This window comes from Streptomyces sp. NPDC001843, assembly GCF_042891955.1.
Taxonomy (GTDB): domain Bacteria; phylum Actinomycetota; class Actinomycetes; order Streptomycetales; family Streptomycetaceae; genus Streptomyces.
Map to the genome: position 1 here is coordinate 86,141 of NZ_JBIATQ010000010.1, position 24,597 is coordinate 110,737.

A 24,597-nucleotide genomic window follows, 5' to 3' on the forward strand; every position below is an offset into this window, starting at 1 on the left:
GCGGGCAGCGGAATTACCGGTGACGGGCGGATGTCGGCCGCGGCGCCCGCCGCGCGCACTCCAGGGAGCTTGAGAGGTTCCTGAGAATCCCGTCCCACGTGGCGTCGGTCATAGACAGCGACCAGTGGGACACGAAGGGTGGGGCGGGACGGAAGGAGCGCCTCACCGTGGAACCGACCGCGAGTGCCGCGAGGGCGGCCGAGCTGCTCGACGGCGTGCCGCGCCAGCGAGGCCCGGCGGCGCAGAGCGCTCCGGCGCCGGCTCCTTCCGCCCACCCGGTCCCCGCCCGGTCGCCGGCCCGCCGCCTCCTGCGGCTGCTGCCCACCCCCACCGGCACTCCCTTCACCTTCGGCTACGCGGCCGTGCTGGCCGTCACCTCCCTGATCGACCAGTACGCCGACCCGTCCCTCGTGCACGCCCTGCACCAGGCCTCCAGTACGGATGTCGCCCACCTGCTGCGCACGCCGGTGCTGGTGCTGCTGGCGAGCGCGCTGTGGGTCGCGGGCGGGCTCGTGTCGCCGTACACGCTCGGCTTCGTGCTCGTGCTGACGGCGCTGGAGCGGCGGGCCGGCGGACTGCGCGCGGCCGGGGTCTTCCTGCTCGGGCACGTACTGGCCACGCTCGCCACCGAAGTGCCCGTCGGGCTCGCCGTCCTGGCCGGTCATCTGCCGGACAGCTCCCTGCACCGCATGGACTACGGGATCAGCTTCGGTGTGGCGGCCTGTGTCGGCTCGCTGGCCGGCCTGCTCACCCCGTGGCTGCGCCGGCCCCTGCTGGCCCTGGCCGGCTGGATCCTCGTCCGGGACCTGATCGCCTTCACCGACCCGATGACCGACTGGGGTCATCTGATCTCCCTGGCCATAGGGGTGGCCACCTGGCCGCTGGTCAGACGCGGGCAGCCGACCCGCACCGCCTGACTCCCACCGCCGCTCAGCCCACCGTGCTCGGCAGCATGCGCACATGTGTACGTCCGTACGCATCGATGCGTACACTCGTACACATGGGATACGGACTGCTGGCCGCGGCCATCACGGCGGAGGTGGCCGGGACGACGGCCATGAAGTACAGCGACGGCTTCAGCAGGCTGTGGCCCTCGCTCGGCACGGTGGCCGGCTATCTGGTCGCCTTCGCGCTGCTCGCGCAGACCCTGAAGGTGATGCAGGTCGGCACCGCGTACGCGATCTGGGCCGGAGCGGGTACCGCGGCCGTCGCCGCGATCGGGGTCGTCTTCCTCGGCGAGCCGGCCGGGCCCGCCAAGGTCGCCGGGATCGCCTTCGTGATCCTCGGTGTCGTGCTGCTCAATCTGGGCGGGGCGCACTGATGGCGGCGGCACGGCGGTACGACCCCGAGCGGCGGCAGCGGATCATCGACGCCGCTATCCGGGTGGTGGGCCGCTCCGGGATCGGCGGGCTCAGCCATCGCTCCGTCGCGGCCGAGGCGGATGTGCCGCTCGGCTCCACCACGTACCACTTCAAGACCCTCGACGACCTCCTCGTGGCCGCCCTCCGCCAGGCGAGCGAAGGCTTCGCCAAGGTCGTCCGGGACCACGGCGGCGCCCTCGCCGACCCCGGCCGCGACCTCGCCGCCGAGCTGGCCCGGCTGACCGGCCGCTGGCTGAACGACGACCGCGCCGGCGCGGAGCTGGAGTACGAGCTCTACCTCGCCGCGCTGCGCCGCCCCGCGCTGCGCCCCGTCGCCGCCGAGTGGACGGAGGAGGTCGCCGAACTGCTCGCCCGGCGCACCGACCCGCGCACCGGACGTGCCCTGGTCGCGCTGCTCGACGGGATCTGTCTGCAGGTGCTGCTGACGGGCGGTGAGTACGACGAGGAGTACACGAGGGACGCGCTCGCGAGGGTGATCGGGGCGGGCGGCTAGACGCGTCGGCTCCCCCCCCGGACGCTTCGGACGCCCCGGACTCCCCGGTCGCCCCGGCGCACCCCCGGCCGTCAGGCCCCGCCCTGCGGCGACCACACGTACGGCGTGAGTGTCGTCACCGCCCGGAAGCCCAGGCGCCGCAGTACGCGCGAGCTGTCGGCCGAGGCGTCCAGGTGGAGGTAGGTGACGCCCCGCGCGGCGGCGAGGGCGGCGCGGGTGGCGACCAGGGCGCGGTAGACGCCCTTGCCCCGCCACTGAGCAAGGGTCGAGCCGCCCAGCAGGCCGGCGAACTCGGTGCCGGGGCGGAAGGACAGCCAGGCCGCGCTGACCATGTCGCCGCCGGCCTCGGCGGCGTACACGGCGAGGTCGTCCGGGGCGGTGGCGAGCCGCGCCAGCAGGTGCTCGGCGAGCCAGCTCATGTCCTGCCCCCAGACGGTCGTCTGCAGCGCGCCGATCCGGTGGATGTCGGCGTCGGCGCTGACCCGGCGCAGGCGCACGCCGTCCGGGAGTTCGGGCCGTTCCACGGCCAGGTCCGCCACGGGCGCGACCAGCACCGTCTCCTCGGCCCCGGGTGCGAAGCCCGCCGCGCGCAGCCGGTCGGTCAGGTCCTCGGGGGCGTCGTGGCCGCGGACCTTCCACTCCACCGCCTCCCCGCGCGCCGCGAAGTAGTCCCGCTGCCGGCAGATCAGCTCGTCCAGCTCCCGTCCGCGCAGTTCCAGGTCGGGCGGCGCGTTGAGGATGCCGCGGAACAGGCCGACGGTCCGCAGCAGCCTGCCGTCGTACTCGTGCGTGACGCCGGGCGGCGGGGCCGGCGGCGTCGCGCGTATCTGGGAGTCGTAGGCGGCGAGTAACGCCGAGGTGTCGGTCATCCGGTGCACCGTACGGGGAATGCGAGGGCGGGTGGCAACTGCTTTTCCGATGGGGCCCGCGCGGCGCCCATCTGATGATCGCTCACAGCGAACACCCCTTGGGGAACAATCGGAGGCTCACGAGCATTGAGTCGGCATAGCTCAAGTTGACTGCCTAAGGGGAGATCATGACTGCTGAGTCCACGGCGTCCACACCACTCACCCTGCCCGTGCTGCCCCTCGACGACGAGGTCGTGCTGCCCGGGATGGTGGTCCCGCTGGATCTGAGCGACTCCGAGGTGCGGGCCGCGGTGGAGGCCGCGCAGGCCGCCGCCCGGTCGGAGCCGGGGAAGCCCAAGGTGCTGCTGGTGCCGCGCATCGAGGGGACGTACGCCAATACGGGTGTGCTGGGCACGGTCGAGCAGGTCGGCCGGCTCGCCGACGGTGACCCGGGCGCCCTGATCCGCGGCCGCGGACGGGTGCGGATCGGTGCCGGGACCACCGGGCCGGGTGCGGCGCTGTGGGTCGAGGGCACCAGGATCGACGAGAGCGTGCCGGACCCGCTGCCGGGTCAGGTCGCCGAACTCGTCAAGGAGTACAAGGCCCTCGCCAGCACCTGGCTGAAGAAGCGCGGCGCCTGGCAGGTCGTGGACCGCGTCCAGGCCATCGACGACGTCTCCGCGCTCGCCGACAACGCCGGTTACTCGCCGTTCCTGACCACCGACCAGAAGGTCGAGCTGCTGGAGACCGCCGACCCGGTCGCCCGCCTGAAGCTCGCCACCCAGCAACTGCGCGACCACCTCGCCGAGCAGGACGTCGCCGAGACCATCGCCAAGGACGTCCAGGAGGGCGTCGACAAGCAGCAGCGCGAGTTCCTGCTGCGCCGCCAGCTCGAAGCCGTCCGCAAGGAACTGCGCGACCTCAACGGCGAGAAGGACGGCGAGGAGTCCGACGACTACCGCGCCCGCGTCGAGGCCGCCGACCTGCCCGAGAAGGTCCGCGAGGCGGCCCTGAAGGAGGTCGACAAGCTGGAGCGGTCCAGCGACCAGTCCCCCGAGGGCAGCTGGATCCGCACCTGGCTCGACACGATCCTCGAACTGCCGTGGAACGAGCGCACCGAGGACGCGTACGACATCCAGGGCGCCAAGGCCGTCCTGGACGCCGAGCACGCGGGCCTGGAGGACGTGAAGGAGCGGATCACCGAGTACCTGGCGGTGCGCAAGCGGCGTGCCGACCGCGGCCTCGGCGTGATCGGCGGCCGGCGCGGCGGTGCCGTACTGGCCCTGGTCGGCCCGCCAGGCGTCGGCAAGACCAGCCTCGGCGAGTCCGTCGCGCACGCCATGGGCCGCAAGTTCGTCCGGGTCGCCCTCGGCGGCGTCCGCGACGAGGCCGAGATCCGCGGCCACCGGCGTACGTACGTCGGCGCGCTGCCCGGCCGGATCGTCCGCGCGATCAAGGAGGCCGGTTCGATGAACCCGGTCGTCCTGCTCGACGAGATCGACAAGGTGGGCTCGGACTTCCGCGGCGACCCCGCGGCCGCCCTCCTCGAAGTCCTCGACCCGGCCCAGAACCACACCTTCCGGGACCACTACCTGGAGGTCGAACTCGACCTGTCGGACGTGGTCTTCCTCGCCACCGCCAACGTCCTGGAGGCCATCCCCGAGGCCCTGCTCGACCGCATGGAGCTGGTCCGCCTCGACGGCTACACCGAGGACGAGAAGGTCGTCATCGCCCGCGACCACCTGCTCCCGCGCCAGCTCGACCGGGCGGGCCTGGGCAAGGACGAGGTCACCCTCGACGAGAGCGCGCTGCGCAAGCTCGCCGGCGAGTACACGCGCGAGGCGGGCGTGCGCAACCTGGAGCGGTCGATCGCCCGGCTGCTGCGCAAGGTCGCGGCCCAGCACGAACTGGGCGAACGGGAGCTGCCGTTCACCGTCACCGACGGCGAACTACGGGACCTGATCGGCCGGCCGCACCACGTGCCCGAGTCCGCCCAGGACCCGGCCGAGCGCCGCACGGCGGTCCCGGGCGTGGCGACCGGCCTCGCGGTGACCGGCGCGGGCGGTGACGTCCTGTACGTCGAGGCGTCCCTCGCGGACCCCGAGACGGGCGCGGCGGGCCTGACCCTCACCGGTCAGCTCGGCGACGTGATGAAGGAGTCGGCGCAGATCGCGCTGAGCTTCCTGCGCAGTCACGGCGCCGAACTGGAGCTGCCCGTCGCCGACCTGAAGGACCGGGGCGTGCACATCCACTTCCCGGCGGGCGCGGTCCCGAAGGACGGCCCGAGCGCCGGCATCACGATGACCACGGCGCTCGCGTCGCTGCTGTCGGGCCGACTGGTCCGCACGGACGTGGCGATGACCGGCGAGGTCTCGCTGACCGGCCGCGTCCTGCCCATCGGCGGGGTCAAGCAGAAGCTGCTCGCCGCCCACCGCGCCGGGGTGACCACCGTGATCATCCCCAAGCGCAACGAGCCCGACCTGGACGACGTCCCGGCCGAGGTGCTGGACAAGCTCGACGTCCACACCGTGACCGACGTCCGCCAGGTCCTGGAGCTGGCGCTCACGCCCGCGACCAGCGACGCGACGCCCGAGGTTCCGGCCGCGGCGTGACGGACGCGACCGGAGAGGCAAGGCCCGGGTCCCGTGAGGGAGGCCCGGGCCTTCGCCACGACGTCAGCCGTCACGTCATCCGCGAGGTCAGTCGTCACGTCATCCGCGAGGTCAGCCGTCACGTCATCCGCGAGGTCAGTCGTCACGTCATCCGCGACGTCAGCCGTTCGCGAGGGCGACCACCCGGTCCAGCGCCCCGTTGAACCTGTCGTGGTCCCCGACCGTCGGTCCGGACGAGGTGTACTGCCACATGGTGTAGAAGTCCCAGCCCGCCGGGAGCGTCCCCGGGTCCGACGCGTACTTGGCGATCCACAGCGGGTTGCTCGACGCGAAGCCGCCGTAGCCGCCCGTGCACTGGCTCCACCAGCTCGTGGCCGTGTAGACGACCGCGTCCCGTCCCGTGCGCGCCTTGTACGTCTTCAGGAAGTCGGCGATCCAGCCGACCATCGCACTGGTGGACTTGCCGTAACAGGCGGCGCCGTAGGGGTTCCACTCGATGTCGAGGGTGCCGGGGAGGGTCCTGCCGTCCTTGGACCAGCCGCCGCCGTGGTCGACGAAGTAGTTGGCCTGGGTGGCTCCGCTCGTGGTGTCCGGGGTCGCGAAGTGGTACGCGGCGCGGATCATGCCGACGTTGTAGGAGCCGTTGTACTGCTGGGCGAAGTACGGGTTCGTGTAGTACGTGCCTTCCGTCGCCTTCGTGTACGCCCACCTGACGCCGCTGTTCCACAGGGTCGACCAGGCGACGTTGCCCTGGTAGGCGGAGACGTCGACGCCCTCGGTCCGGGTGACGGCGGTGGGGGCGGGGCTGCCGGCCCGGCCGTCGTGGGCGAGGACGCCCATGCCCATGTGGGCGGTGCCGCGGGCGGGAGCGCTCGCGGCGTGCGCGGTGGACAGGGGGAGGGTGAGGGAGAGGGCCGCGAGCAGGGCGGCGGCGAGGGCCGTGAGAGCGCGCGGGCGGATGGAACCGGATCTGGACACGGACATGACGCGCCTCCGTGACGAGGAGGGGGTGGGGGAGTGGGGAGAAATGGGGGGGACCCACGGGCGGACCCACTGATCGATCTGCTGGCGTGGGCATGCCACTAGGGGCCTGTTCATGAAGCTACGCACGTAGATGACGGCGTGGAAGAGGGTCCGGATACCGCCGTTGGTCTACGCCTGCGAAATACTTGGAGAGCTGCGGCAACGACGAGGCCCGGCAAAAACTTTCAGGACCGGGAAACCCGAGCAGAGGTGCTGACGTGCACGAGGACGCGAACGGCGGCGGACAACCCGTCGCCGCCGAGGTGACGCCGAGCGGTGCGGACCAGGAGTTCCTGGCACTGGAGCGCGAGCTCACGGTGTTCCTGCGGCGCGCCCGCGCCAAGCAGGGCGAGATGGCCCGCGAGGTCCACCCCGACCTGGAGCCGGCCGCGTACGGCCTCCTCGTCCGCCTCGATGAGCACGGCAGCCAGCGCGCCACGGAACTGGCCGCCTACATCGGGGTCGGCAAGGCCACCATGTCCCGCCAGCTGCGCGCCCTGGAGGAGCTGGGGCTCATCGCCCGCGAGCCCGACCCGGCGGACGGGCGGGCCTGGCTGGTGAGCCTGACGGACGAGGGCCGCCGCCGGGTGGGCAAGGTCCGGGAGGCCCGCCGCGCAAGGTACCTCAGCCAGCTCGCGCACTGGGACCGGCGCGAGGTGGCCGAACTGGCACGGCTGCTGCACGAGCTGAACGGGACCACGGAGAAGTAGGGCCTCCCCCCCCAACTGTGGGCGGCCGCCGGGAGCGGCCGCCTCACAGCTCCGCGTACACCACCGTCGCGTCGTCGTGCGTCTTGCCGCGCCCGAGGAACGCCCGTTCCTCCCGGTCCGCCGTCTCCCGTTCCCGTACGCGGTCGACCGGTGCCCGTGCGCCTTCCTTGCGGATGACGTCGAACAGGGCCGTCCAGTCGCCCTCCCGGAACTTCTCCACCCAGCGTGTCGCGCCGTCCGTCAGCGCGGCCAGGGCGCGCACCTCGTGCCGGGGAAGGGTGCCGGTGACCGCGCGGGCGGCGACCTCCGGGTCCGCGGCGGCCGTGAAGAAGCCGCCCTCCTTGTTGCGGGCCCTGGCGTCGCAGACGGCCTCGCTCGCCAGCCAGGCGCGGGGGATCCGGTCCAGCCGGTCGTCCAGGACGGGGGTGACCGTGCCGTCGGGGGACCGCAGCAGCAGGGCGGAGTCCGAGAGGACCAGGTGGTCCAGGGTGTCCTGGGTCCAGCGGGCCAGGACCACCGTCGCCTGGGGGGTGCGCGGGTGAGAAAGGTCACAGGTGGCCGAATGTGCGTCGGCCGTTCGACGGATCGCCCGGGAGAGTATCTCCGGCAGGGTCAGATCAGGGTGCGAAACGGCCAGTTCGGTCAGCGCACCGCCCAGTCGCGCGGTGTACCAGGGGACGGAATGCAGACAGCCCGCGCCGTCCCTCGGCGGGGTCACACCGTCGAGGACGACGACACAACCGCCCTGCCCGGAGGCCGGTAGCCCGACCGCGGCGAAGTCCTCGTTGGGGCGGCTCGCGTCACCCGGTTCCGAAACGAGTTCAGTACGCATTCGGCCAGTCTGCACGACCCTTTCACAACGTCCGCGAAAGGCTGGCAACGATCGCGGAATTCCCGCCACCTCGCAGGTCAGACGCCTGTTTTGGGCTGGAATGGCGTGCTCCGGGAAGGCGTGGTGGCGAATCCTGCCAAAGCCTGCCGTCCGCGTCCAACCGGCCCACCGCGGGGGGCCTGCGCACACACCGGAGGAACTTGCCCGCCAACTCCCAACCGATGTTCACTCCTTTGGGTGGCGAGCCAAGTGATGCGCGACCACTGACCACCGGCACTGGGAGGGTCGGGGGACGGACCGTACCGGGTGCGGGCACCACTCGCGCCGACGTGACGGGGCGCCACCCGGGCCCATGGGTAGACGAGTTCAGGAATGCGAGCACCGGTGCAGAAGACGCGGCCTCGGCGCACAGGCAACCAGACGGCCTCGGGAGGGGACGCCGAGCGCACCCCGGTCGGCACCGGCCGCCCCACCCACGTACGCAACCGGCTCATAGTCGCCGTCGCCGTGGTGGCCGCCGCCATAGCCGGGGCCGGAGTCCCCTCCCTGCTCACCGCCTCCGGGGAGCTGAGCGACTCCCAGGACCTGGTGACCCTCGCGCAGGGCACCCAGGACGCCCTCACCCTCGCCCACTCGCTGGCCGACGAACGCGATGAGGTCACCGCCTACGTCGCGGCCGGCCGCCCCAAGTCCCAGGCGCCCTCCGAGCAGCGCAGCGCCCGCGTCGACCGGCAGACCGAGGACCTGCGCGCCGACACCGACCTCCCCCACTCGCTGCGGATGGACCTCGACGGCATAGCGGCCGTACGCCGGTCGGCGCTCACCGGCAAGAGCACGGCCCTGGAGGCGCACCAGGCCTACTCCGCCGCCATCACCGAACTCCACCGGCTCGCAGAGCAACTGGCCGAGCAGACGCCCCCGCGGGCCGGCTCCGGCGCGTACGCGCTCGCCGAGCTGGACTCCGCCGTCCAGCAGGCCGCCGCCGCCCGCGGCCTGCTCGTGGCAGCCCTCGACGTGCCCTCCAGCGAGCAGACGGTGATCAGCCCCACCACCGGCCTGCCCACCACGACCACCACCGCCTCGGGCGCCGAGAAGAAGCAGCGCGACGCCCTCGCCGCCGCCGCCCAGCAGGCCAGGATTCGCTCGGACGCCGCCCTCGCCGACTTCCGTGACACCGCGCCGAAGCCGGCCGTCTCCTCGTACGACTCCACGGTCACCGGCCCCGAGGTCAACTCCGCCGAGAAGTACCTGGCGTCCCTCACCGACCAGCCGACGCTGAGCGACGACGACCTCGCCACCAGCACCAAGAAGCTGGACGCGGCCCTGTCCGCCCGGGTCGACCTGATGCGGGGCGTGGAGTCCGCCCTCTACGACCACCGCACCAAGGACCTCGCCAAGCTGCGGGACGACGACGTCACCGCGCTGGAGATCCGGATCGCCGTCCTCGGCGCCCTGCTGCTGGTGGCCGTCGGCATCGCCACCGCGATGGCCCGCAGCCTCACCCGCCCGCTGTCCGTACTGCGCCGGGGCTCGGCCCGCCTGGCCGAGGCGGCGGACCCCACCACCGAGGAACCGGTCAAGTTCACCGGCCGCAACGACGAGTTCGCCCAGGTCGTCCGCTCGGTCAACGCCCTGCACGCGCACGCCGCCGCCCTCCAGGAGCGCATCACCACCCTGGAGACCGACCGCAGGCACCTGGTCGGCCAGCGCCAGAAGATGGCCGACGCCCGCGAGGAACTGCGCGCCGAACTCGCCGACTCCGCCGCCCAGCTCGAGCGGCTGCGCACCAGCATCGGCGGCACCTTCGTCAACCTCGCCCTGCGCACGCTCGGCCTGGTGGAACGCCAGCTCGCGGTCATCGAGGGCCTGGAGGAACGCGAGGACGACCCCGAGCGGCTCTCCACCCTCTTCAAGCTCGACCACTTCGCCACGGTCATGCGCCGCCACAGCGAGAACCTCCTGGTCCTCTCGGGCACCGAGCACGTCCAGCAGCACCCGGGCCCGGTCCCGCTGGTCGACGTCGTCCGGGCGGCGGTCAGCGAGATCGAGCGCTACGAACGCGTCCGCATCGCCGCCCTGCCCCCGCACGCGCACGTGGCGGGCTTCGCGGCCGACGACCTCTCCCACCTGCTGGCCGAACTGATGGAGAACGCAACTTCGTTCTCCCCGCCGGACCTGCCCGTCGAGGTCTCCGGCTGGCTGCTGGAGAGCGGCGAGGTCATGCTCTCCGTGCAGGACGAGGGCATCGGCATGACCACCGAGCGCCTGGAGCGCCTCAACTCCCGCCTCGCCGACTTCGATCCCGAGTCGCCCTACGACCAGGAGGGCGAGGACGGCCTCGGCCTCGGCCTGTACGTCGTGGCCCGCCTCGCCCACCGCCACGGCGTCCGCGTCCAGCTCCGCGAGCAGAAGCAGGGCGGAGTGGCCGCGGTCGTGGTGCTGCCCGTGCCCCTGCTGTCCCAGCCCCCGGCGGCGGCCGTGCCCGGGCCCACCGTCGCGGGCGGCACCCACACCTTCTCCCTGCCGGGCGCGGACGCCGAGGCCAACTCCAACATCCTGCACGGCCGCCACACCGGCGGCGACCCGCTGGTGACCCTGGCGGAGCGGGCGGTACGGAACTCCCCGGACGCGGCGGAACCCGTACACGAGGCCGCCGAGCGGGCCCCGGGGGAGATCCCCGAGACCCCCGCGGAGAGCACGATGGAACTGCTGCTCCCGGACCTGCAGTCCACCCCGGCCCCCGAACCCGAGGCCACCCACGAACACCAGGCCGCCGACGGCCCCAAGGCGAGGCAGGGCCCCCCGGCGCCCACACCCACCCACGCACCCGCAGCCGCCGACGGCGTCGCGCCCCCACAGGGGCCACCCGCACCGGCGCACGAAAGCCGCACGGGTGGTGCGGGTGGGAACGCCCCGGCCGAAGGCGGAGCCGAGGCCGGGGCGCCGCAAGAACACACCCGCACGGACGACGAAGAGCGACTCACCGCCAAGGGCCTGCCCAAGCGCACCCCGAAGATCAGCGCACCCGCACAGGCACCCCGCAGGCGCAGTGGCTCCGTAGACGCCGAAGCCCTGCGCCGCAGGCTCGGCGGCTTCCGCCAAGGCGCGGAAGCCGGTTACCGCCACGTAGAGGCGGAAGCCGCCACAACCGAAGAAGCCACGGGGGGCACAGTCGAGGAGGCAAGCAGTTGACCGCGCCCAGTACCTTCGGACTGAGCAGGGAGGCCCGCAACCTGCACTGGCTGCTGACCAACCTGGTGGAGGAAGTCCCCGGCATCCAGTCCGTCGCCGTGGTCTCCTCCGACGGCCTGCTCCTGCTGTCCTCCGATCCCGCCGCCGCGGCGGAGGCCCGCCAGGCCCGCCCCGGCAAGGGCCCCCGCGGCTCCTCCGCCGACCTCGCCACCATCGTCTCCGGCATCGGCAGCCTCACCGTCGGCGCCGCGAAGCTGATGGGGTTCGGCGGGGTCAAACACACGATGGTCGCGATGGACGAGGGCAGCCTGTTCGTGATGTCGATCAGCGACGGCTCGCTGCTCGGTGTGCACGGCTCCGCGGAGTGCGACATGAGCGTGGTGGCGTACCACATGGCGCTCTTCGTCGGCCGCGCCGGCCACGTCCTGACGCCCGAGCTGCGCAGCGAGCTCCGTAAGTCCATGGAGTCAGAGTCGACGGGGAGCGCTCGATGAGCAGCAGCACGCCGAACAAGCTCCCGGTCCGCGGCGGAGACCGCAGGCCCGCCCGTGTCCGCCCCTACTCGCTCACCGGCGGCCGTACCCGCTTCGGCCACGTCCTGCTCGTGGAGACGTTCGTGGCGACCACGGCGGCCATCGAGGCCCCCGAGGAGCGCAAGGAGCTGACGAGTGCTCCGCTCTCCGCGGTCATGCCGGAGATGCGGGCCATCGTCGAACTGTGCCGCCGTATGCGCACGGTGGCCGAGATCGCCGCGCTGCTGAAGATGCCGCTCGGCGTGGTCCGCGTCCTGCTGAGCGACCTCGCGGACCAGGGAAAGATCCGTGTGTACGGAACCGGAACGAACCACGGCGCCGGCCGGCCGGACCGCGCACTGCTGGAAAGGGTGCTGAATGGACTCCGCCGTCTCTGACGCCGTCGCCCCCTACGGGCAGACCCCGGGAACCCCCCTCGCCGAGCCCGACGAGGACCTGAAGTCCTGGCAGACGGACCGCACCCGGGCCCCCATCGCGACGAAGATAGTCGTGGCGGGCGGCTTCGGGGTCGGCAAGACCACGATGGTCACCTCCGTCTCGGAGATCACGCCCCTGCAGACCGAGGCGCTGATGACCGAGGCGAGCGAGGAGACCGACGACCTCACCGCCACGCCCGGCAAGCTGACCACCACCGTGGCCATGGACTTCGGCCGCATCACGCTCGACGACGACCTGGTGCTCTACCTGTTCGGCACGCCGGGCCAGCAGCGGTTCTGGTTCATGTGGGACGACCTGGTGCGCGGCGCGATCGGCGCCGTCGTGCTGGCCGACACCCGCCGTCTGCGGGACTGCTTCCCCGCGCTGGACTACTTCGAGAGCTGTGGGCTGCCGTACGTGGTGGCGGTCAACCACTTCGACGGCAGCGAGCTGTTCGAGCCCGAGGACGTGCGCGAGGCGCTGACGGTCCCCGCACACATACCTGTCATGATCATGGACGCGCGCCGCCGGATCTCGGTGATCGAGACCCTGCTGGCACTCGTGGGCCACGCGCTCGACGAAACCCCCGAGTAGCACCCGAAAAGCAATCTAGGAGCACCACCCGCATGCGGAAGATACTCGTCGTCGGGGCCGGCCAGTCCGGTCTCCAGCTCGCCCTCGGCCTCCAGTCGCACGGGTACGAGGTCACCCTGATGTCCAACCGGACCGCGGACGAGATCCGCTCCGGCCGGGTCATGTCCACGCAGTGCATGTTCCACACGGCGCTGCAGCACGAGCGCGACCTGCAGCTGAACTTCTGGGAGTCCCAGGCCCCGAAGATCGAGGGACTCGGCGTCTCGGTGGCCGCCCCCGGCTCGCACGACCCGGGCCCGACCCAGCGGGCGATCGACTGGGTGGGCAGGCTCGACGGGTACGCGCAGTCCGTCGACCAGCGGGTGAAGATGGCGGGCTGGATGGAGACGTTCGCCCAGCGCGGCGGCCAGCTCGTCATCCACGGCGCGGCGGTCTCCGACCTCGACTACTTCTCCCGTACGTACGACCTCGTGCTCGTCTCGGCGGGCAAGGGCGAGCTGGTGTCCATGTTCGGCCGCGACCCCGAGCGGTCCCCGTACAGCGAGCCGCAGCGCGCGCTGGCGGTGGCGTACGTGCACGGCCTCGGCCCCCGTCCCGAGCACCCGGAGTTCGACGCGGTCCGCTGCAACCTGGTCCCCGGCGTCGGCGAGCTGTTCGTCATGCCGACGCTCACGAACTCCGGCCGCGCCGACATCCTGTTCTGGGAGGGCATACCCGGAGGCCCGCTGGACGTCTTCAAGGGCGTCAAGGACCCGGCGGAGCACCTCTCCCTGACCCTGGAACTCATGGAGAAGTTCACGCCCTGGGAGTACGCGCGGGCGACCCGGGTCGAGCTGACCGACGCGGGCGGCACGCTCGCCGGCCGTTACGCCCCGACCGTCCGCAACCCCATCGGCCGCCTCCCCGGCGGCGGCCTGGTCCTCGGCGTGGCCGACGTCGTCGTCGCCAACGACCCGATCACCGGCCAGGGCTCCAACTCGGCGTCCAAGTGCGCCGCCGCGTACCTCGCCTCCATCCTGGAGCAGGGCGACAAGCCCTTCGACGAGGAGTGGATGCAGGCCACCTTCGACCGCTACTGGCAGACGGCCCAGCACGTCACCAAGTGGACCAACGCCATGCTGGCCCCGCCGCCGGAGCACATCCTCAACCTGATCGGCGCCGCGGGCCAGCTCCAGCCGGTCGCCGACCGCTTCGCCAACGCCTTCAACGACCCGGCGGACTTCGAGAACTTCTTCTACGAGCCGGAGAAGACCCAGGCGTACCTCGCCGCGGTGGCGGGAGCCTAGGGGCCGTCCGGCCCCGGAAGGGGGCTGGAAGCAGGCTCGGGAAGGGGGCCGGGCGCAGGCCCCGGGAGGGGGCCGGGCGCGGCCTCCGGCCTGCCCAGCCCGGCGAGCTGTTCCGGGGTGAGGGAGGCGAGCAGCTTCTCGATCTCCGTGAGTTGCCGGCGTACGTCGTCGCGGGCCTTCCCGCGCTGCGCGGCGAGGGTGAGCTGTACGTCGAGGGCCTCGCGGGCCTGGCGGGCCAGGCGGTCGCTGCGCTGTTCGCTGTCCGCGAGCCGGGCCAGGGTCCTGGCCCGCTCGCGTGCCAGCCGTCCGATCACATGGCCCTCGTCGAGGGCGTGCTGCGGGTCGCGGGCCAGCAGCAGGCGTACGTACGGGGAGATGGCGGTGCTGCTCTGGTACTGCTGCCGGGCCAGCCTGCCCGCCGCGCTCCTGCTGTCGTACAGGGCGCGGCGGGCGCGGGCCAGCTCCCGTTCCCGCCGGTCGACCTCGGCGCGCTGCCGTTCGAGCTGCTCCCCGGTGCTCTCGTAGGTCCTGGTGGCCTGCTCGGTCTGCCGGTAGAGCCGCTGCAGTTCCGTCAGCATCTCGACCACGGTCCGCGGGGGCTGCGGGACGGCGGACGCGGTGGGCGCGGGTACGAGGACGGCCTGGGCCGCCACCGTGGCCGTACACACCAGGCGCAGAAGTCTTCCTGACACGGCATCACCTCCGGTGCGGTAGGCGGACGATCCGCCATTCGTATTTCCGCACCGCGAGCATGAGGCGGGCGCACGCGAGCCGTGCAACAGGTGTGCGCCGTTCGGCGCAACGGTTTCACCCGTCGGCGTCGTCCGGCCCACCGGACCGGCCGGCGTCGGGCTTGGACCAGGGCCATCGGATGCCGCCGCCCGGGCCGGCCTCCGGGTCGTACGTGTACTTCCATCCCCGCACCAGCCCCGTGCGCCTGCTCTGCTCCCGGGGCACCCGCCGGTAGACGAGGACGGTGGGCGGGCCGCCGTCCGGGTCCGGGACGGGGATGCGGTACGTCTTCGGGGGGTGGCCCGTCATGCCCAGCAGCACGGGCAGCACGCGCCCGTCCATGGGTCCGCCCTCGAAGGGGGTGTCCTGACTCTTCACGGGACCAGTGTCAGGCATCCCCGGCCAGGGCCGTCGTGACCAGCTCCGCCGTCTGCGCATCCCGGCCCGCGGTCACCGTCAGCACGGCCACGAACTGCTCCACCAGCCAGTCGCGCAGCTCGTCGACGGGCGGCTGCTTGTCCTCGTCGAGCCAGATGAGGGAGGCCGCCTCCACGGCCGTGATCCACATCCGGACGGTCATCCGCAGGCGCGGACCCGGTTCCGTGACGCCGAGGTGGCTGAGGATGTGCTCGGCGGCGGCCCGGCGCACACCGTCGACGATCGCGGTCGTCCGGGACGTCTCCACGACGCTGCCCCCCTGCAGGAGGGCGCTGAAACCGGCGTCGTGCTCGTCCACGAAGGCCAGGTACCGGTCCAGGGCGCGGGCCAGGCGGGGCAGGAGCGGACCCTCGCGGGGCTCGTCGAAGCACTGCTCGAGCTCGTCGGCTGCGGAGCGCAGCGCGGCCTCGTACAACTGCTGCTTGCCGCCCGGGAAGTACCGGTACACCAGCGGACGCGAGACCCCCGCCGCCTCCGCCACGTCGTCCAGCGACACCTCCTCGGGCGCCCGGTGCGCGAAGAGGGACAGCGCGGCGTCGAGGAGCTGACTGCGCCGTTCCTCGACGCTCAGCCGACGGTAGGCGGGAGTGGGGGCGGCCTCCGGGGTCATGCACCGCAGCGTAATCGCTTGCAACGCTGAAGCCGGGGGCCTCTTCAGGCGAGCAGCCCCGACGACCTCCACAGCCGTCGACCGACCCCCCGCAGCACCCCGATGTCGTCCAAGAAGTCCGTCAGCCGTTTCGCCCCCGTCTGCATGACCTCCCGGCGGTGGGCGCTGGCCTTCACCTGGGCCAGCGCCTCCCGCTTGTCGAGGCCCACGTTGGTGTACACGTCCGGGTTGACGAAGGCCACCGAGAAGACGCGGGCGAACTCGCCGGAGGTGACCCGGGTGAACTCCTGGGACCAGCGCGGCGCGGTCACCATCTGGCGGCGGAGCTCCTCACGGGCGTAGCGGACGTGGCGGGCCTCCTCGACCACGTGGATGCGGGTGACACCCCGGATCAGGGGCTGCACCCGCTCGTCCGGGAAGGTCAGCCGCTGCATCCAGTCCAGGACCTCCTCGCCGAGCAGCGTCGCAGTGAACGAGCCGGGCGTGGTCGAGATCGTCTTGAACAGGCGCCCCAGGTGCTGGTGGGCCCGGCTCACCGGGTACCAGGGCGCGTCCCCCCGGGAGATCAGCCGGGCGAACATCTTGGAGTGCCGGCACTCGTCCTCGATCTCCGTCAGCGCGTACCGGACGTGCGCGCTCGTCGCCGCCTTGTCGTAGATGTGCCGGACCAGCAGCTGCATCAGGATGATCTCGAACCAGATACCCAGCGAGGCCAGCGCCGCCGCCTCGTGCTGGGAGAGCAGGATCCGCTGCTCCTCGCTCATCCGCCGCCACAGCGGCGTGCCGTACAGCGACACCAGCTCCGGCGGCCAGAACCACTTCCCCTCCTCGAAGGGCGCGTCCCAGTCCAGCTCCTCGTCCGGGTCGAAGGAGTGCCTGGCGGAAGAGGCGAGCAGCCGCTCGGCCACCTGCTCCCGGTCCTTGAGCAGGCCGAGCGCGTCGCGCAGCCCCGCGAGCGCCTCGCCTTCCGTCACCGTCGTCATGGCCGTCCCACCTCGTCGCCCGGAGTCACTTGCCCTGCGGCACTTATGAGACTGCTTGTCAGCAAGCGCGTCAATCCCCTGCACGCCTCTTGTTGACTCGGCGTCTACGTGTGAGCCTGCCAACATGCCGACCTACGACCTCTACGCCATGGACTCGGGCGACCCGCACTGGCAGGTGCCGGCGAGCGGCGCCGCCCGCTTCAGCTGGGAGTACGACGACGGCCGCGACCGATTGCTCGCCCTGTACCAGAAGGGCAAGGACAAGCAGTGGGACGGGCAGAGGCGCATCGACTGGGACCTCGAGGTCGATCCCCACGACCCGCTCGGCACCCCTGACGAGGCGATGACCCTGTACGGCACGCCGTACTGGGCGAAGATGACCGACAAGGACAAGGGCGAACTGCGCAAGCACTACGCCTCCTGGCAGTTCAGCCAGTTCCTGCACGGCGAGCAGGGCGCGATGATCTGCGCGGCGCGGATCGTGGAGTCCGTCCCCGACCTGGACGCCAAGTTCTACTCCGCGACCCAGACCATGGACGAGGCCCGGCACGCCGAGATCTACGGCCGCTTCCTGCACGAGAAGATCGGGATGCTCTACCCGATCAACGACAACCTCCAGTCCCTGCTCGGCGACACCCTCCGCGACTCCCGCTGGGACATGCCCTACCTCGGCATGCAGGTACTGATCGAGGGCCTCGCGCTCGCCGCCTTCGGCATGATCCGGGACACCACCGACAAGCCGCTGCCCAAGCAGATACTCGCCTACGTCATGCAGGACGAGGCCCGGCACGTCGCCTTCGGTCGGATGGCCCTGCGGGACTACTACAAGCAGCTCACCGACGCCGAACTGCGCGAGCGCGAGGAGTTCGTCGTCGAAGGCTGCTATCTGATGCGGGACCGCCTGCGGGGGGTCGAGGTCCTGGAGAACTTCGGCATCCCCAAGGCGGAGGCCGAGGAGTTCAGCGAGCGCTCCGAGTTCCTCCGCCTCTTCCGCCAGCTGCTCTTCAGCCGCATCGTGCCCTGCGTCAAGGACATCGGCCTGTGGGGCAAGCGCCTGCAGGAGGCCTACGTCGACATGGGCGTCTTCGAGATGGGCGACTCCAACCTGGACCTGCTGATGGCCCAGGACGAGGAGATCGCCGAGAAGCTGGACGCGGAGCGGTTCGCGGCGGAGGAGCGGGAGCGGGTGGCTGAGGTGGAGGAGGCCATCGAGGAAGGTCAATGCCTCGGCGGGTGATCACTCGATTGACGGACGTATCGGCATATTCGCCTGGGTACGCTGGCTGTGCCAGGCAGACTCCGCCCCATGGGAGTAATCATGAGCGCCGCGCGTGACTACGGGCTGGACGAGGACTACGAGTGGCCCCGTCCGCCGGAGGGCGGCTGGACGGCGGACGACCTGGACCGGCTCCCGAACCTTCCTCCGCACACGGAGCTGATCGACGGGAGCCTCGTCTTCGTGAGTCCGCAGACCCGCTTTCACCTGCGTACGATCCGGCTTCTGGAGTATGCCCTGCTCAGCCAGGCGCCGGACGCGTACGACGTCGACCGGGAGTTCAGCGTCAAGCTCGACCGGCGCAACCGGCCGGAGCCCGACGTGCTGGTGTACCGTGCGGACGCCGATACAGGCCCGCACCAAACCTGGCACCACTCCGACGCCGTCGTCCTCGCCGTCGAAGTCGTCTCCGAGGACTCGGAGGAACGAGACCGAGAGGCCAAGCCGCGCAAGTACGCGGCGGCGGGCATTCCGTACTTCTGGCGTGTGGAGGACGGCGGCAACGGCCTACCGGTGGTTTACACCTACGAACTCGATCCGGCCACGAACACGTACGTCAGCACCGGCATCCACCATGACCGACTGAAGCTGACCGTCCCGTTCCCCCTCACCATCGACCTCACCGCGATCAACCGCCGACCGCCGGTTGCACCTCCTGCGGAGGGAACGACATCCGCAGGGTGAACGCGTAGTCGGTCGGCCCATGGGCGCGCAGATGCAGCAGCCGCTCCTCCGCCTCCGCCACGGTCGGCCGGTGCCCCGCCGGCACCCACCACAGCACCGCCATCGCCTCCGACACCCGCTCGAACCACTCCCGGCGCCGTGCGAGCAACTCCCGGTGCCGTCCCTGGTACATGAACGCGGTGAGCGCGTCCTTGTCCCGCCACACCGACATGTTGATGATCAGCCAGTCGTCACCGAGGACCGGGATGTCGGTGGCGTCGCCGGACTCGTCCTGCAGCCGCCACACGAACCCGTCGGCTGCGTCCGCCACCGCGTTCACCGGGTCGAGCGCGTCGACGAAGTCCCACAACTGCGGTGAGTCCAGCGGGTACTTGAGGCGGGCGATGTTGACCTGGGCGAGTTCGTACGCGGCGGATGCGGTCATGATCGGACGTTAGGTCGGTCACTCGGCGACCGTCACCCCCGTCTCACAGACCGAGAACCGCCGACATCACCGCCTTCGCGATCGGCGCCGCGTCACCGCCGCCGCTGATGTGACCGCGGTCGGCCGAGGCGTCCTCCACCACCACCGCCACCGCCACCTTCGGCTCCAGGTCGTCGTCGGCCTGCGCCCAGGAGACGAACCAGGCGTACGGCACACCGGAGTTGCCGACGCCGTGCTGGGCGGTGCCGGTCTTGCCGCCGACCGTGGCACCCCGGATCGCGGCGTTGCCGCCGGTCCCCTCCCGCACCACGTCGGTCATCAGCTCCCGCATCCGCGCGGCCGTCGACGGCCGCATCACCAGCCGCGGGGGGCGAGGACCGTACGCCGCCACGGTCTCACCGCCCCTGCGGGTGGTCCGCTCCACCAGGTACGGCGGCCGGAGCTGCCCGCCGTTCGCGACCGCCGCCGCGACCATCGCCATCTGCAGCGGCGTGGCCCGGGTGTTGAACTGCCCGATCGAGGACAGCGCCAGCTGCGCCCGGTCCGCGCCCGGGTCGAAGGTGCTCGGCGCGACGGGGAACGGGATCCTCGCGTGCCGGTCGTTGAAGCCGAACGCCTGCGCCGTGGCCAGCATGTGCTCGGCGCCCGTGTCCACGCCCAGCTTGGCGAACACCGTGTTGCACGACCACTCGAAGGCAATCCGCACCGAGGCGTCCCGGCAGCCGTCGGACTCGTTCGTCAGCCTCGTCCTGGTGCCGGGCAGCGTGTACGGGTCGGGGGAGCGCGTCCGGCGGTCCAGGTCCCGCACCGCGCCCGCGTCGAGGGCCGCCGCCGCGGTCACCACCTTGAAGGTGGAACCCGGCGGATACGTCTGCCCCACCGCCCGGTTGAGCATCGGCTTCTCCGGGTCGTCGCCCAGCCGGGCCCAGGCCGAGGTCACCGCCTCGCCGTTCCCGGACAGCTCGGACGGGTCGTACGACGGCGTGGACACCAGCGCCAGCACCCGGCCGGTCGCCGGCTCGATCGCGGCCACCGCCCCCTTGCGCGCCCCCAACCCCCTGAACGCCGCCTGCTGCGCGTCCCGGTTCAGGGTCGTCACCACGTCCCCGCCGGCGTTACGGGCCCGCGCGACGTGGTTCCACAGCGGCAGCGGCGACAGCATCGGGTCGGTGCCGGACAGCACCGCGTCCTCGGTGTGCTCCAGCAGCGTCGTCCCGTACCGCTGCGAGGAGAACCCGGTGACCGGGGCGTACAACGGGCCGTACCGGTAGCTGCGTTCGTAGCGCAGCTGCTCCCCGCTGTCCCACGAGCCGGTCACCGGCTCGCCGCCCACCAGGATGTTCCCGCGCGGCTGCTGGTAACGGGCGATCTCGGGGCGGCGGTTGGCCGGGTTGCCGTCGAAGGACCGGCTCTGGACGACCTGGACGCGGGCCGCGTTCACCAGCAGGGCCGCCAGCAGCAGGACGCAGAAGGCGGCGGCGTGGTGGATGTGCTTCGTCACGGGGCCTCCTGCCCGTCGTACTGCCGGCGGGCCGAGTCGCTCAGCCGGATCAGCAGGGCCACGATCGCCCAGTTGGTGACCACGGACGAGCCGCCCTGCGCGAGGAACGGCATCGCCATGCCGGTCAGCGGGATCAGGCCCGTCACCCCGCCCGCGATCACGAACACCTGCAGCGCGACCAGCGAGGCCAGCCCTACCGCGAGGAGACGGCCGAAGGGGTCGCGCAGCGCCAGGCCCGCCCGGTAGCCGCGCTCCACGAGGAGCCCGTAGAGCAGGAAGATCGCCGACAGGCCGGCCAGGCCCAGTTCCTCGCCCGCCGTGGCCAGGATGAAGTCCGACTTGGTGGCGAAGCCGATCAGCGTGGAGTGGCCGAGGCCCAGCCCCGTGCCGGCGACCCCGCCCGCCGCGAAGGCGAACAGCGACTGCGCCAGCTGGCCCGGCCCCAGCCCGGCCTCGATCGTCGCGAACGGGTGCAGCCAGTCCTGGACCCGGCCGTGCACGTGCGGCTCCAGCCGGCCGACCGCGCCCGCCCCGAGCACCGCGAGCAGCAGCCCGACCGCGATCCACCCGGTGCGGCCGGTGGCGACGTAGAGCAGGACCACGAACAGGGCGAAGAACAGCAGCGAGGTGCCCAGGTCGCACTCCAGGACCAGGACGCCGACGCTCAGCAGCCAGATGGCGACGATCGGGCCGAGGACCCGGCCGGTGGGCAGCAGCAGCCACCCGACACGGCGGCCGCTGTGGGCGAGCGCGGTGCGGTTGGCCGCCAGGTACGCGGCGAAGAACACCGCGAGCAGCACCTTCGCGAACTCGCCCGGCTGGATGGAGAACCCGGCGATGCGGATCCAGATACGGGCGCCGTTCACCGCCGGGAACAGCACCGGAAGCGTCAGCAGCACGAGGGCCGCGGCCACGCACACGTAGGCGTAGCGCTGCAGCGCCCGGTGGTCGCGCAGCAGCAGGACGACCACGATGAACAGGGCCACGCCCAGCGTCGACCACACGAGCTGGGCCGGTGCCGCCCGGTCGCCCGGTGTCTCCAGGTCGAGCCGGTAGATCAGCACCAGGCCCAGACCGTTGAGCAGCACGCCGATCGGCAGCGGGAGCGGATCGGCGCACGGGGCCCGCACCCGTACGGCCGTGTGCGCGAGCAGGGCGAGGAGGCCGAGCCCGGCTCCGTAGCCGGCCGCACCGGGCGGGACGGCGCCGTACCTGGCCAGCCCGACGGCGCAGTAGCCGTACACGGACAGCAGGACGGCCAGCACGATCAGGGCGAGTTCGATGCCTCGGCGCCGGGGGAGGGGTACGACGGGCGCCCGGGACTGTGCCGCCGCCACGGTGGTTCCGGCCTTGGTCATGTCCGGAACTTACCTAAATGCGGCATCCCATGTGCCCTGTTCGTCACTCGCCTTCCGAGATGTCAGCTTGCAGTGTCAGCGTCGCCACCGCTCCGCCGTCCAGGGCGTTGGCGAAGGCCAGCCGCGCGCCCAGCACCTCCGCCTGGCCCACCGCGATCGTCAGTCCGAGCCCGTGCCCCTTCGCCCCGCCCTCGGTACGGAAGCGCTGCGGGCCGTGCCGTAGCAGGTACTCCGGATAGCCGTCACCGTGGTCCCGTACGGTGACCACCGGCCCGTCGCCCGTCAGCTCCACCGTCAGTTCCACCGGCGCACGCCCGTGCTTGTGCGCGTTGGCCACGAGATTGCCCAGCACCCGCTCCAGCCGCCGCCGGTCGGTCTCCACGCGCGCGTCCCGCACGATCCGCACCTCGGTGTCCGTGCCCGACGCCCGCACCACCCGCTCCGCCAGCGCGCCCAGCTCCTCCGTGTCCACCGCCGGCCGCTCCCGGCCGGCGTCCAGCCGGGAGATCTCCAGCAGGTCCTCGGTGAGGGTGCGCAGCGCCGCCACCCGGTCGCGCACCAGCTCCGTCGGCCGACCCGGCGGCAGCAGTTCGGCCGCCGCGTGCAGCCCGGTCAGCGGGGTGCGCAGCTCGTGCGCCACGTCCGCGGTGAACCGCTGCTCGCTCAGCAGCTTGCTCTGCAGCGACGACGCCATGGTGTCCAGCGCGTCCGCGACCGCGGCCACCTCGTCCTGGGGGCGGGTCGGATCCTGCGCGAGCGGATCGTTCACGCGCGCGTCCAGGTCGCCGGCGCTGATCCGCCGGGCCACCCGCGCCGTGCCGTGCAGCCGCCGTGTCACCCGGGTCACCGCGAACGCGCCGACCAGCAGTGTCAACCCGATGGCCAGCGCCGACGACCACAGGATCGCCCGGTCCAGGCCGGCTATGGTGCCCGCCTGCTGCGAGTAGTCGACCTCCACCGCGAGCGCCCGGCCGCCGTCCACGGGGCCCGCCGCCCACATCGTGGGGCGCCCGTGGTGCGTACCGACCATCGTCCCCCGCTGCCCGCTCACCGCCAGCGCCCGCAGAGCGGCGGGCAGCCCCTCGGGGTCCACCCCGGCGCCCCGCCACAGACCGTCCCCCGCCTGGAAGTCCTCGGTCGCCTGGGCCAGCCGGTCCAGCGCCTGATGCCGGGCCTGCCCCACGGTCTGGTCGGTCACCGAGACGTGCACCAGGACGCCGAGCAGCGCGGCCAGCGCACAGCACATCACCACGATGAAGACGGCGGCCTTCACGGCCAGGGTGCCGGCCCACTGGGGAAGGCGAAGCCGGGGAAGCCTCATCCGCGGGGCCCTCATCGCAGGCTCGCCGAGGGGGACACCGAAGGGGAGGGCGTGCGGGTACTGTGCCGCCCCCGCCTTAGGCCATGCCTGCCGGTGCGCAGGAACTCGTCCCGGGAGAAGACCATCGCACGCTGCTGCGCGTCCCAGGCCCAGGTGGTGCGGTACTCGTAGCCGGTGATCCCGGCCGGCGAGCGGACGATCACGGTCCGGCCGGCCAGCTCGACCCCGGTGATCGCGTCGTTGTCGGCCATCACCTGCACCAGCCGGTGATGCTCGACGGTGTAGACGCGCACGGCCGTCTGGTTGGTCGGATACAACCGGAAGCCCAGCGTCATGTCGTCGCGCCCGTCCCCGGTCAGATCGCGGTAGTACGCCTTCAGCACGGGGCACCGCCGCGCGTCCCCGCCGGGCCCGCAGTCGTCCATCCGGACCGCCGTGGCGTGGTACGCGCCCTTGCTGCCGTAGTCGTCGGGGTGCGCCGCTATCTCGGCACGGACGACGGCGACCGGGGAGACCGCGTGGATGTCGTCACCCGGCACGGCGACGCCCTTCACGGTCTCCGTGCTGCCCTCGTCGTACGGCCAGGCCGGGCTGGACGCCGGGCGCAGATCGGGCCAGAGCCGGTCGGGGCCGACCGCGGCCGGGGTCGCCCCGGCGCCGCGCAGGCCGCCCGTGTCACCGCAGCCGGCCACGGTCACCGCCACCAGGGCGACGGCGCAGGCTGCGAGGGCGGCGCGGGCGGCGCGGGCCGGACGGGTGCGGGGCACGGTGCTCCTGTGGCTCGAATCATTCGGTAGTACGACCGCACGGCGGCCCAGCACACCTTATTCGGCCAGTTCCTCCAGCAGGCGGGCGGTGGCCAGACCCGCGCGCAGGTACTCGACGAACAGCTCGTTGTGCAGCGCCCAGGGGGAGCGCCGGGCGCGGACGACCCGTATCGCGTCCTCGGCATCGTGCCCCCGACGGACCAACGCATGGGCAATGACCAGGCCAGATCGGTTGTACCCGTGGTAACACCGAACGAGGACCTTACGGCCCGCGTCCAACGCGTCATTCGCCGCCCGGGCCAGCCGCATCACACCGGCGAGCTGCGTACCGTCCAGCGGACCGTCGGGAATCGGCCACACATGATGCTCGATGCCCGGCTCCGGCCCATGCCCCGGAAGCCGAAGCAGCGTCTGTACGAGATCGAACTCGTCCCGCACGACGGCGAACTCCAGCTGCCCCGCCGGACTTCGGAACTCATGGCCGCCCATCCACAGGCCCGGCACTATCTCGCTCCACGGGGTACCCGGAGCCGGTACATCGGGTTGTCTCCTGCGGGTACGCAACGGCGCCTCCCCCACTC

The 24,597-nt window shown here is 72.1% G+C and carries 24 protein-coding genes and 1 pseudogene; 12 read left to right on the forward strand and 13 right to left on the reverse strand.

The features are described from left to right. Window positions 1-167 precede the first annotated feature (167 nt). From ACFYZQ_RS24805 to ACFYZQ_RS24815, 3 genes are all read left to right on the forward strand, one after another. Window positions 168-917, forward strand: a complete 750-nt coding sequence (locus tag ACFYZQ_RS24805; protein ID WP_389151579.1) for a rhomboid-like protein — start codon at window positions 168-170, stop codon at window positions 915-917. An 83-nt stretch (window positions 918-1,000) separates the two neighbouring features. After that, window positions 1,001-1,321, forward strand: coding sequence for a DMT family transporter (locus ACFYZQ_RS24810; protein ID WP_389151582.1), 321 nt, complete (start codon window positions 1,001-1,003; stop codon window positions 1,319-1,321). Further along, a complete protein-coding gene (locus ACFYZQ_RS24815; protein WP_389151584.1) occupies window positions 1,321-1,875 on the forward strand; it encodes a TetR/AcrR family transcriptional regulator in 555 nt (184 codons plus the stop codon). Before ACFYZQ_RS24810 ends, ACFYZQ_RS24815 begins: the two co-directional genes overlap by 1 nt. Window positions 1,876-1,946: 71 nt before the next feature. Here the strand turns inward: ACFYZQ_RS24815 and ACFYZQ_RS24820 are convergent, their stop codons facing one another. Then, a complete protein-coding gene (locus ACFYZQ_RS24820) occupies window positions 1,947-2,744 on the reverse strand; it encodes a GNAT family N-acetyltransferase (RefSeq protein ID WP_389151586.1) in 798 nt (265 codons plus the stop codon). Between the two features lie 167 nt (window positions 2,745-2,911). Between ACFYZQ_RS24820 and lon the strand changes: the two genes are divergently transcribed. Beyond that, window positions 2,912-5,335, forward strand: coding sequence for an endopeptidase La (gene lon / locus ACFYZQ_RS24825; RefSeq protein WP_389151588.1), 2,424 nt, complete (start codon window positions 2,912-2,914; stop codon window positions 5,333-5,335). 159 nt (window positions 5,336-5,494) lie between these two features. Here lon and ACFYZQ_RS24830 read toward each other — a convergent pair whose 3' ends face one another. Further along, on the reverse strand, window positions 5,495-6,319 hold the full coding sequence (locus tag ACFYZQ_RS24830) for a lysozyme (RefSeq protein WP_389151591.1): 825 nt from the start codon (window positions 6,317-6,319) through the stop codon (window positions 5,495-5,497). Window positions 6,320-6,576: 257 nt separating this feature from the next. Between ACFYZQ_RS24830 and ACFYZQ_RS24835 the strand changes: the two genes are divergently transcribed. Then, window positions 6,577-7,068 (forward strand): MarR family winged helix-turn-helix transcriptional regulator, encoded by a 492-nt coding sequence (locus ACFYZQ_RS24835; RefSeq protein WP_389151594.1) that lies wholly within the window; start codon window positions 6,577-6,579, stop codon window positions 7,066-7,068. A gap of 43 nt (window positions 7,069-7,111) precedes the next feature. On the opposite strand, the gene ACFYZQ_RS24840 is transcribed toward ACFYZQ_RS24835, so the two are convergent. Then, on the reverse strand, window positions 7,112-7,900 hold the full coding sequence (locus ACFYZQ_RS24840; protein ID WP_389151597.1) for a protein phosphatase 2C domain-containing protein: 789 nt from the start codon (window positions 7,898-7,900) through the stop codon (window positions 7,112-7,114). A 384-nt stretch (window positions 7,901-8,284) separates the two neighbouring features. On the opposite strand from ACFYZQ_RS24840, the gene ACFYZQ_RS24845 reads away from it, so the two are divergent. Genes ACFYZQ_RS24845 through ACFYZQ_RS24865 form a run of 5 tightly spaced genes read left to right on the forward strand, consistent with a single transcriptional unit; the run spans window position 8,285 to window position 13,922 of the window. Beyond that, complete coding sequence (locus ACFYZQ_RS24845; RefSeq protein ID WP_389151600.1) at window positions 8,285-11,092, forward strand: nitrate- and nitrite sensing domain-containing protein; 2,808 nt, start codon at window positions 8,285-8,287, stop codon at window positions 11,090-11,092. Beyond that, window positions 11,089-11,586, forward strand: a complete 498-nt coding sequence (locus tag ACFYZQ_RS24850; RefSeq protein WP_388801860.1) for a roadblock/LC7 domain-containing protein — start codon at window positions 11,089-11,091, stop codon at window positions 11,584-11,586. The genes ACFYZQ_RS24845 and ACFYZQ_RS24850 overlap by 4 nt, the downstream gene beginning before the upstream one ends. Next, window positions 11,583-12,002 (forward strand): DUF742 domain-containing protein, encoded by a 420-nt coding sequence (locus ACFYZQ_RS24855; RefSeq protein WP_388801863.1) that lies wholly within the window; start codon window positions 11,583-11,585, stop codon window positions 12,000-12,002. The genes ACFYZQ_RS24850 and ACFYZQ_RS24855 overlap by 4 nt, the downstream gene beginning before the upstream one ends. Continuing rightward, complete coding sequence (locus ACFYZQ_RS24860; protein WP_389151603.1) at window positions 11,983-12,636, forward strand: ATP/GTP-binding protein; 654 nt, start codon at window positions 11,983-11,985, stop codon at window positions 12,634-12,636. The genes ACFYZQ_RS24855 and ACFYZQ_RS24860 overlap by 20 nt, the downstream gene beginning before the upstream one ends. 32 nt (window positions 12,637-12,668) lie before the next feature. After that, the gene (locus tag ACFYZQ_RS24865; RefSeq protein WP_389151605.1) at window positions 12,669-13,922 is read left to right on the forward strand and encodes a styrene monooxygenase/indole monooxygenase family protein; all 1,254 of its coding nucleotides are present in this window, start codon (window positions 12,669-12,671) and stop codon (window positions 13,920-13,922) included. 83 nt (window positions 13,923-14,005) lie between these two features. Here the strand turns inward: ACFYZQ_RS24865 and ACFYZQ_RS24870 are convergent. From ACFYZQ_RS24870 to ACFYZQ_RS24885, 4 genes and pseudogenes are all read right to left on the reverse strand, one after another. Next, window positions 14,006-14,614, reverse strand: a pseudogene (locus ACFYZQ_RS24870) (coiled-coil domain-containing protein); the annotation flags it as partial. A 115-nt stretch (window positions 14,615-14,729) separates the two neighbouring features. After that, on the reverse strand, window positions 14,730-15,032 hold the full coding sequence (locus ACFYZQ_RS24875; protein ID WP_389151608.1) for a hypothetical protein: 303 nt from the start codon (window positions 15,030-15,032) through the stop codon (window positions 14,730-14,732). Window positions 15,033-15,042: 10 nt separating this feature from the next. After that, window positions 15,043-15,702, reverse strand: coding sequence for a TetR/AcrR family transcriptional regulator (locus tag ACFYZQ_RS24880; protein ID WP_389151611.1), 660 nt, complete (start codon window positions 15,700-15,702; stop codon window positions 15,043-15,045). A gap of 44 nt (window positions 15,703-15,746) precedes the next feature. Further along, window positions 15,747-16,685, reverse strand: a complete 939-nt coding sequence (locus tag ACFYZQ_RS24885; RefSeq protein ID WP_389151614.1) for a diiron oxygenase — start codon at window positions 16,683-16,685, stop codon at window positions 15,747-15,749. Between the two features lie 124 nt (window positions 16,686-16,809). On the opposite strand from ACFYZQ_RS24885, the gene ACFYZQ_RS24890 reads away from it, so the two are divergent. After that, on the forward strand, window positions 16,810-17,922 hold the full coding sequence (locus ACFYZQ_RS24890; protein ID WP_389151616.1) for a ferritin-like domain-containing protein: 1,113 nt from the start codon (window positions 16,810-16,812) through the stop codon (window positions 17,920-17,922). Between the two features lie 81 nt (window positions 17,923-18,003). Next, the gene (locus tag ACFYZQ_RS24895; protein WP_389151619.1) at window positions 18,004-18,645 is read left to right on the forward strand and encodes a Uma2 family endonuclease; all 642 of its coding nucleotides are present in this window, start codon (window positions 18,004-18,006) and stop codon (window positions 18,643-18,645) included. On the opposite strand, the gene ACFYZQ_RS24900 is transcribed toward ACFYZQ_RS24895, so the two are convergent. The 6 genes from ACFYZQ_RS24900 to ACFYZQ_RS24925 are packed head-to-tail and all read right to left on the reverse strand — an operon-like array spanning window position 18,590 to window position 24,580. After that, a complete protein-coding gene (locus tag ACFYZQ_RS24900; RefSeq protein WP_389151621.1) occupies window positions 18,590-19,069 on the reverse strand; it encodes a DUF3291 domain-containing protein in 480 nt (159 codons plus the stop codon). The two genes, ACFYZQ_RS24895 and ACFYZQ_RS24900, sit on opposite strands and share 56 nt — an antisense overlap. 43 nt (window positions 19,070-19,112) lie before the next feature. After that, the gene (locus ACFYZQ_RS24905) at window positions 19,113-20,570 is read right to left on the reverse strand and encodes a penicillin-binding transpeptidase domain-containing protein (RefSeq protein ID WP_389151624.1); all 1,458 of its coding nucleotides are present in this window, start codon (window positions 20,568-20,570) and stop codon (window positions 19,113-19,115) included. Then, a complete protein-coding gene (locus tag ACFYZQ_RS24910) occupies window positions 20,567-21,928 on the reverse strand; it encodes an FtsW/RodA/SpoVE family cell cycle protein (RefSeq protein WP_389151627.1) in 1,362 nt (453 codons plus the stop codon). Before ACFYZQ_RS24910 ends, ACFYZQ_RS24905 begins: the two co-directional genes overlap by 4 nt. Window positions 21,929-21,971: 43 nt before the next feature. Further along, complete coding sequence (locus ACFYZQ_RS24915; RefSeq protein ID WP_389151630.1) at window positions 21,972-23,249, reverse strand: ATP-binding protein; 1,278 nt, start codon at window positions 23,247-23,249, stop codon at window positions 21,972-21,974. Between the two features lie 11 nt (window positions 23,250-23,260). Next, window positions 23,261-24,016: a hypothetical protein gene (locus ACFYZQ_RS24920; protein ID WP_389151632.1), complete on the reverse strand. Its 756-nt coding sequence runs from the start codon at window positions 24,014-24,016 to the stop codon at window positions 23,261-23,263. Window positions 24,017-24,073: 57 nt separating this feature from the next. Next, the gene (locus tag ACFYZQ_RS24925; RefSeq protein WP_389151635.1) at window positions 24,074-24,580 is read right to left on the reverse strand and encodes a dual specificity protein phosphatase family protein; all 507 of its coding nucleotides are present in this window, start codon (window positions 24,578-24,580) and stop codon (window positions 24,074-24,076) included. Window positions 24,581-24,597 lie beyond the last annotated feature (17 nt).

What these genes read in the sequence shown, in the direction of transcription:
- ACFYZQ_RS24815 (WP_389151584.1), top strand. Translation starts at nt 1,321, where the DNA reads ATGGCGGCGGCACGGCGGTACGACCCCGAGCGGCGGCAGCGGATCATC.
- ACFYZQ_RS24890 (WP_389151616.1), top strand. Translation starts at nt 16,810, where the DNA reads ATGCCGACCTACGACCTCTACGCCATGGACTCGGGCGACCCGCACTGG.
- ACFYZQ_RS24865 (WP_389151605.1), top strand. Translation starts at nt 12,669, where the DNA reads ATGCGGAAGATACTCGTCGTCGGGGCCGGCCAGTCCGGTCTCCAGCTC.
- ACFYZQ_RS24885 (WP_389151614.1), bottom strand. Translation starts at nt 16,685, where the DNA reads ATGACGACGGTGACGGAAGGCGAGGCGCTCGCGGGGCTGCGCGACGCG.
- lon (WP_389151588.1), top strand. Translation starts at nt 2,912, where the DNA reads ATGACTGCTGAGTCCACGGCGTCCACACCACTCACCCTGCCCGTGCTG.
- ACFYZQ_RS24820 (WP_389151586.1), bottom strand. Translation starts at nt 2,744, where the DNA reads ATGACCGACACCTCGGCGTTACTCGCCGCCTACGACTCCCAGATACGC.
- ACFYZQ_RS24860 (WP_389151603.1), top strand. Translation starts at nt 11,983, where the DNA reads ATGGACTCCGCCGTCTCTGACGCCGTCGCCCCCTACGGGCAGACCCCG.
- ACFYZQ_RS24810 (WP_389151582.1), top strand. Translation starts at nt 1,001, where the DNA reads ATGGGATACGGACTGCTGGCCGCGGCCATCACGGCGGAGGTGGCCGGG.
- ACFYZQ_RS24910 (WP_389151627.1), bottom strand. Translation starts at nt 21,928, where the DNA reads ATGACCAAGGCCGGAACCACCGTGGCGGCGGCACAGTCCCGGGCGCCC.
- ACFYZQ_RS24915 (WP_389151630.1), bottom strand. Translation starts at nt 23,249, where the DNA reads ATGAGGCTTCCCCGGCTTCGCCTTCCCCAGTGGGCCGGCACCCTGGCC.
- ACFYZQ_RS24895 (WP_389151619.1), top strand. Translation starts at nt 18,004, where the DNA reads ATGAGCGCCGCGCGTGACTACGGGCTGGACGAGGACTACGAGTGGCCC.
- ACFYZQ_RS24855 (WP_388801863.1), top strand. Translation starts at nt 11,583, where the DNA reads ATGAGCAGCAGCACGCCGAACAAGCTCCCGGTCCGCGGCGGAGACCGC.
- ACFYZQ_RS24900 (WP_389151621.1), bottom strand. Translation starts at nt 19,069, where the DNA reads ATGACCGCATCCGCCGCGTACGAACTCGCCCAGGTCAACATCGCCCGC.
- ACFYZQ_RS24880 (WP_389151611.1), bottom strand. Translation starts at nt 15,702, where the DNA reads ATGACCCCGGAGGCCGCCCCCACTCCCGCCTACCGTCGGCTGAGCGTC.
- ACFYZQ_RS24830 (WP_389151591.1), bottom strand. Translation starts at nt 6,319, where the DNA reads ATGTCCGTGTCCAGATCCGGTTCCATCCGCCCGCGCGCTCTCACGGCC.
- ACFYZQ_RS24840 (WP_389151597.1), bottom strand. Translation starts at nt 7,900, where the DNA reads ATGCGTACTGAACTCGTTTCGGAACCGGGTGACGCGAGCCGCCCCAAC.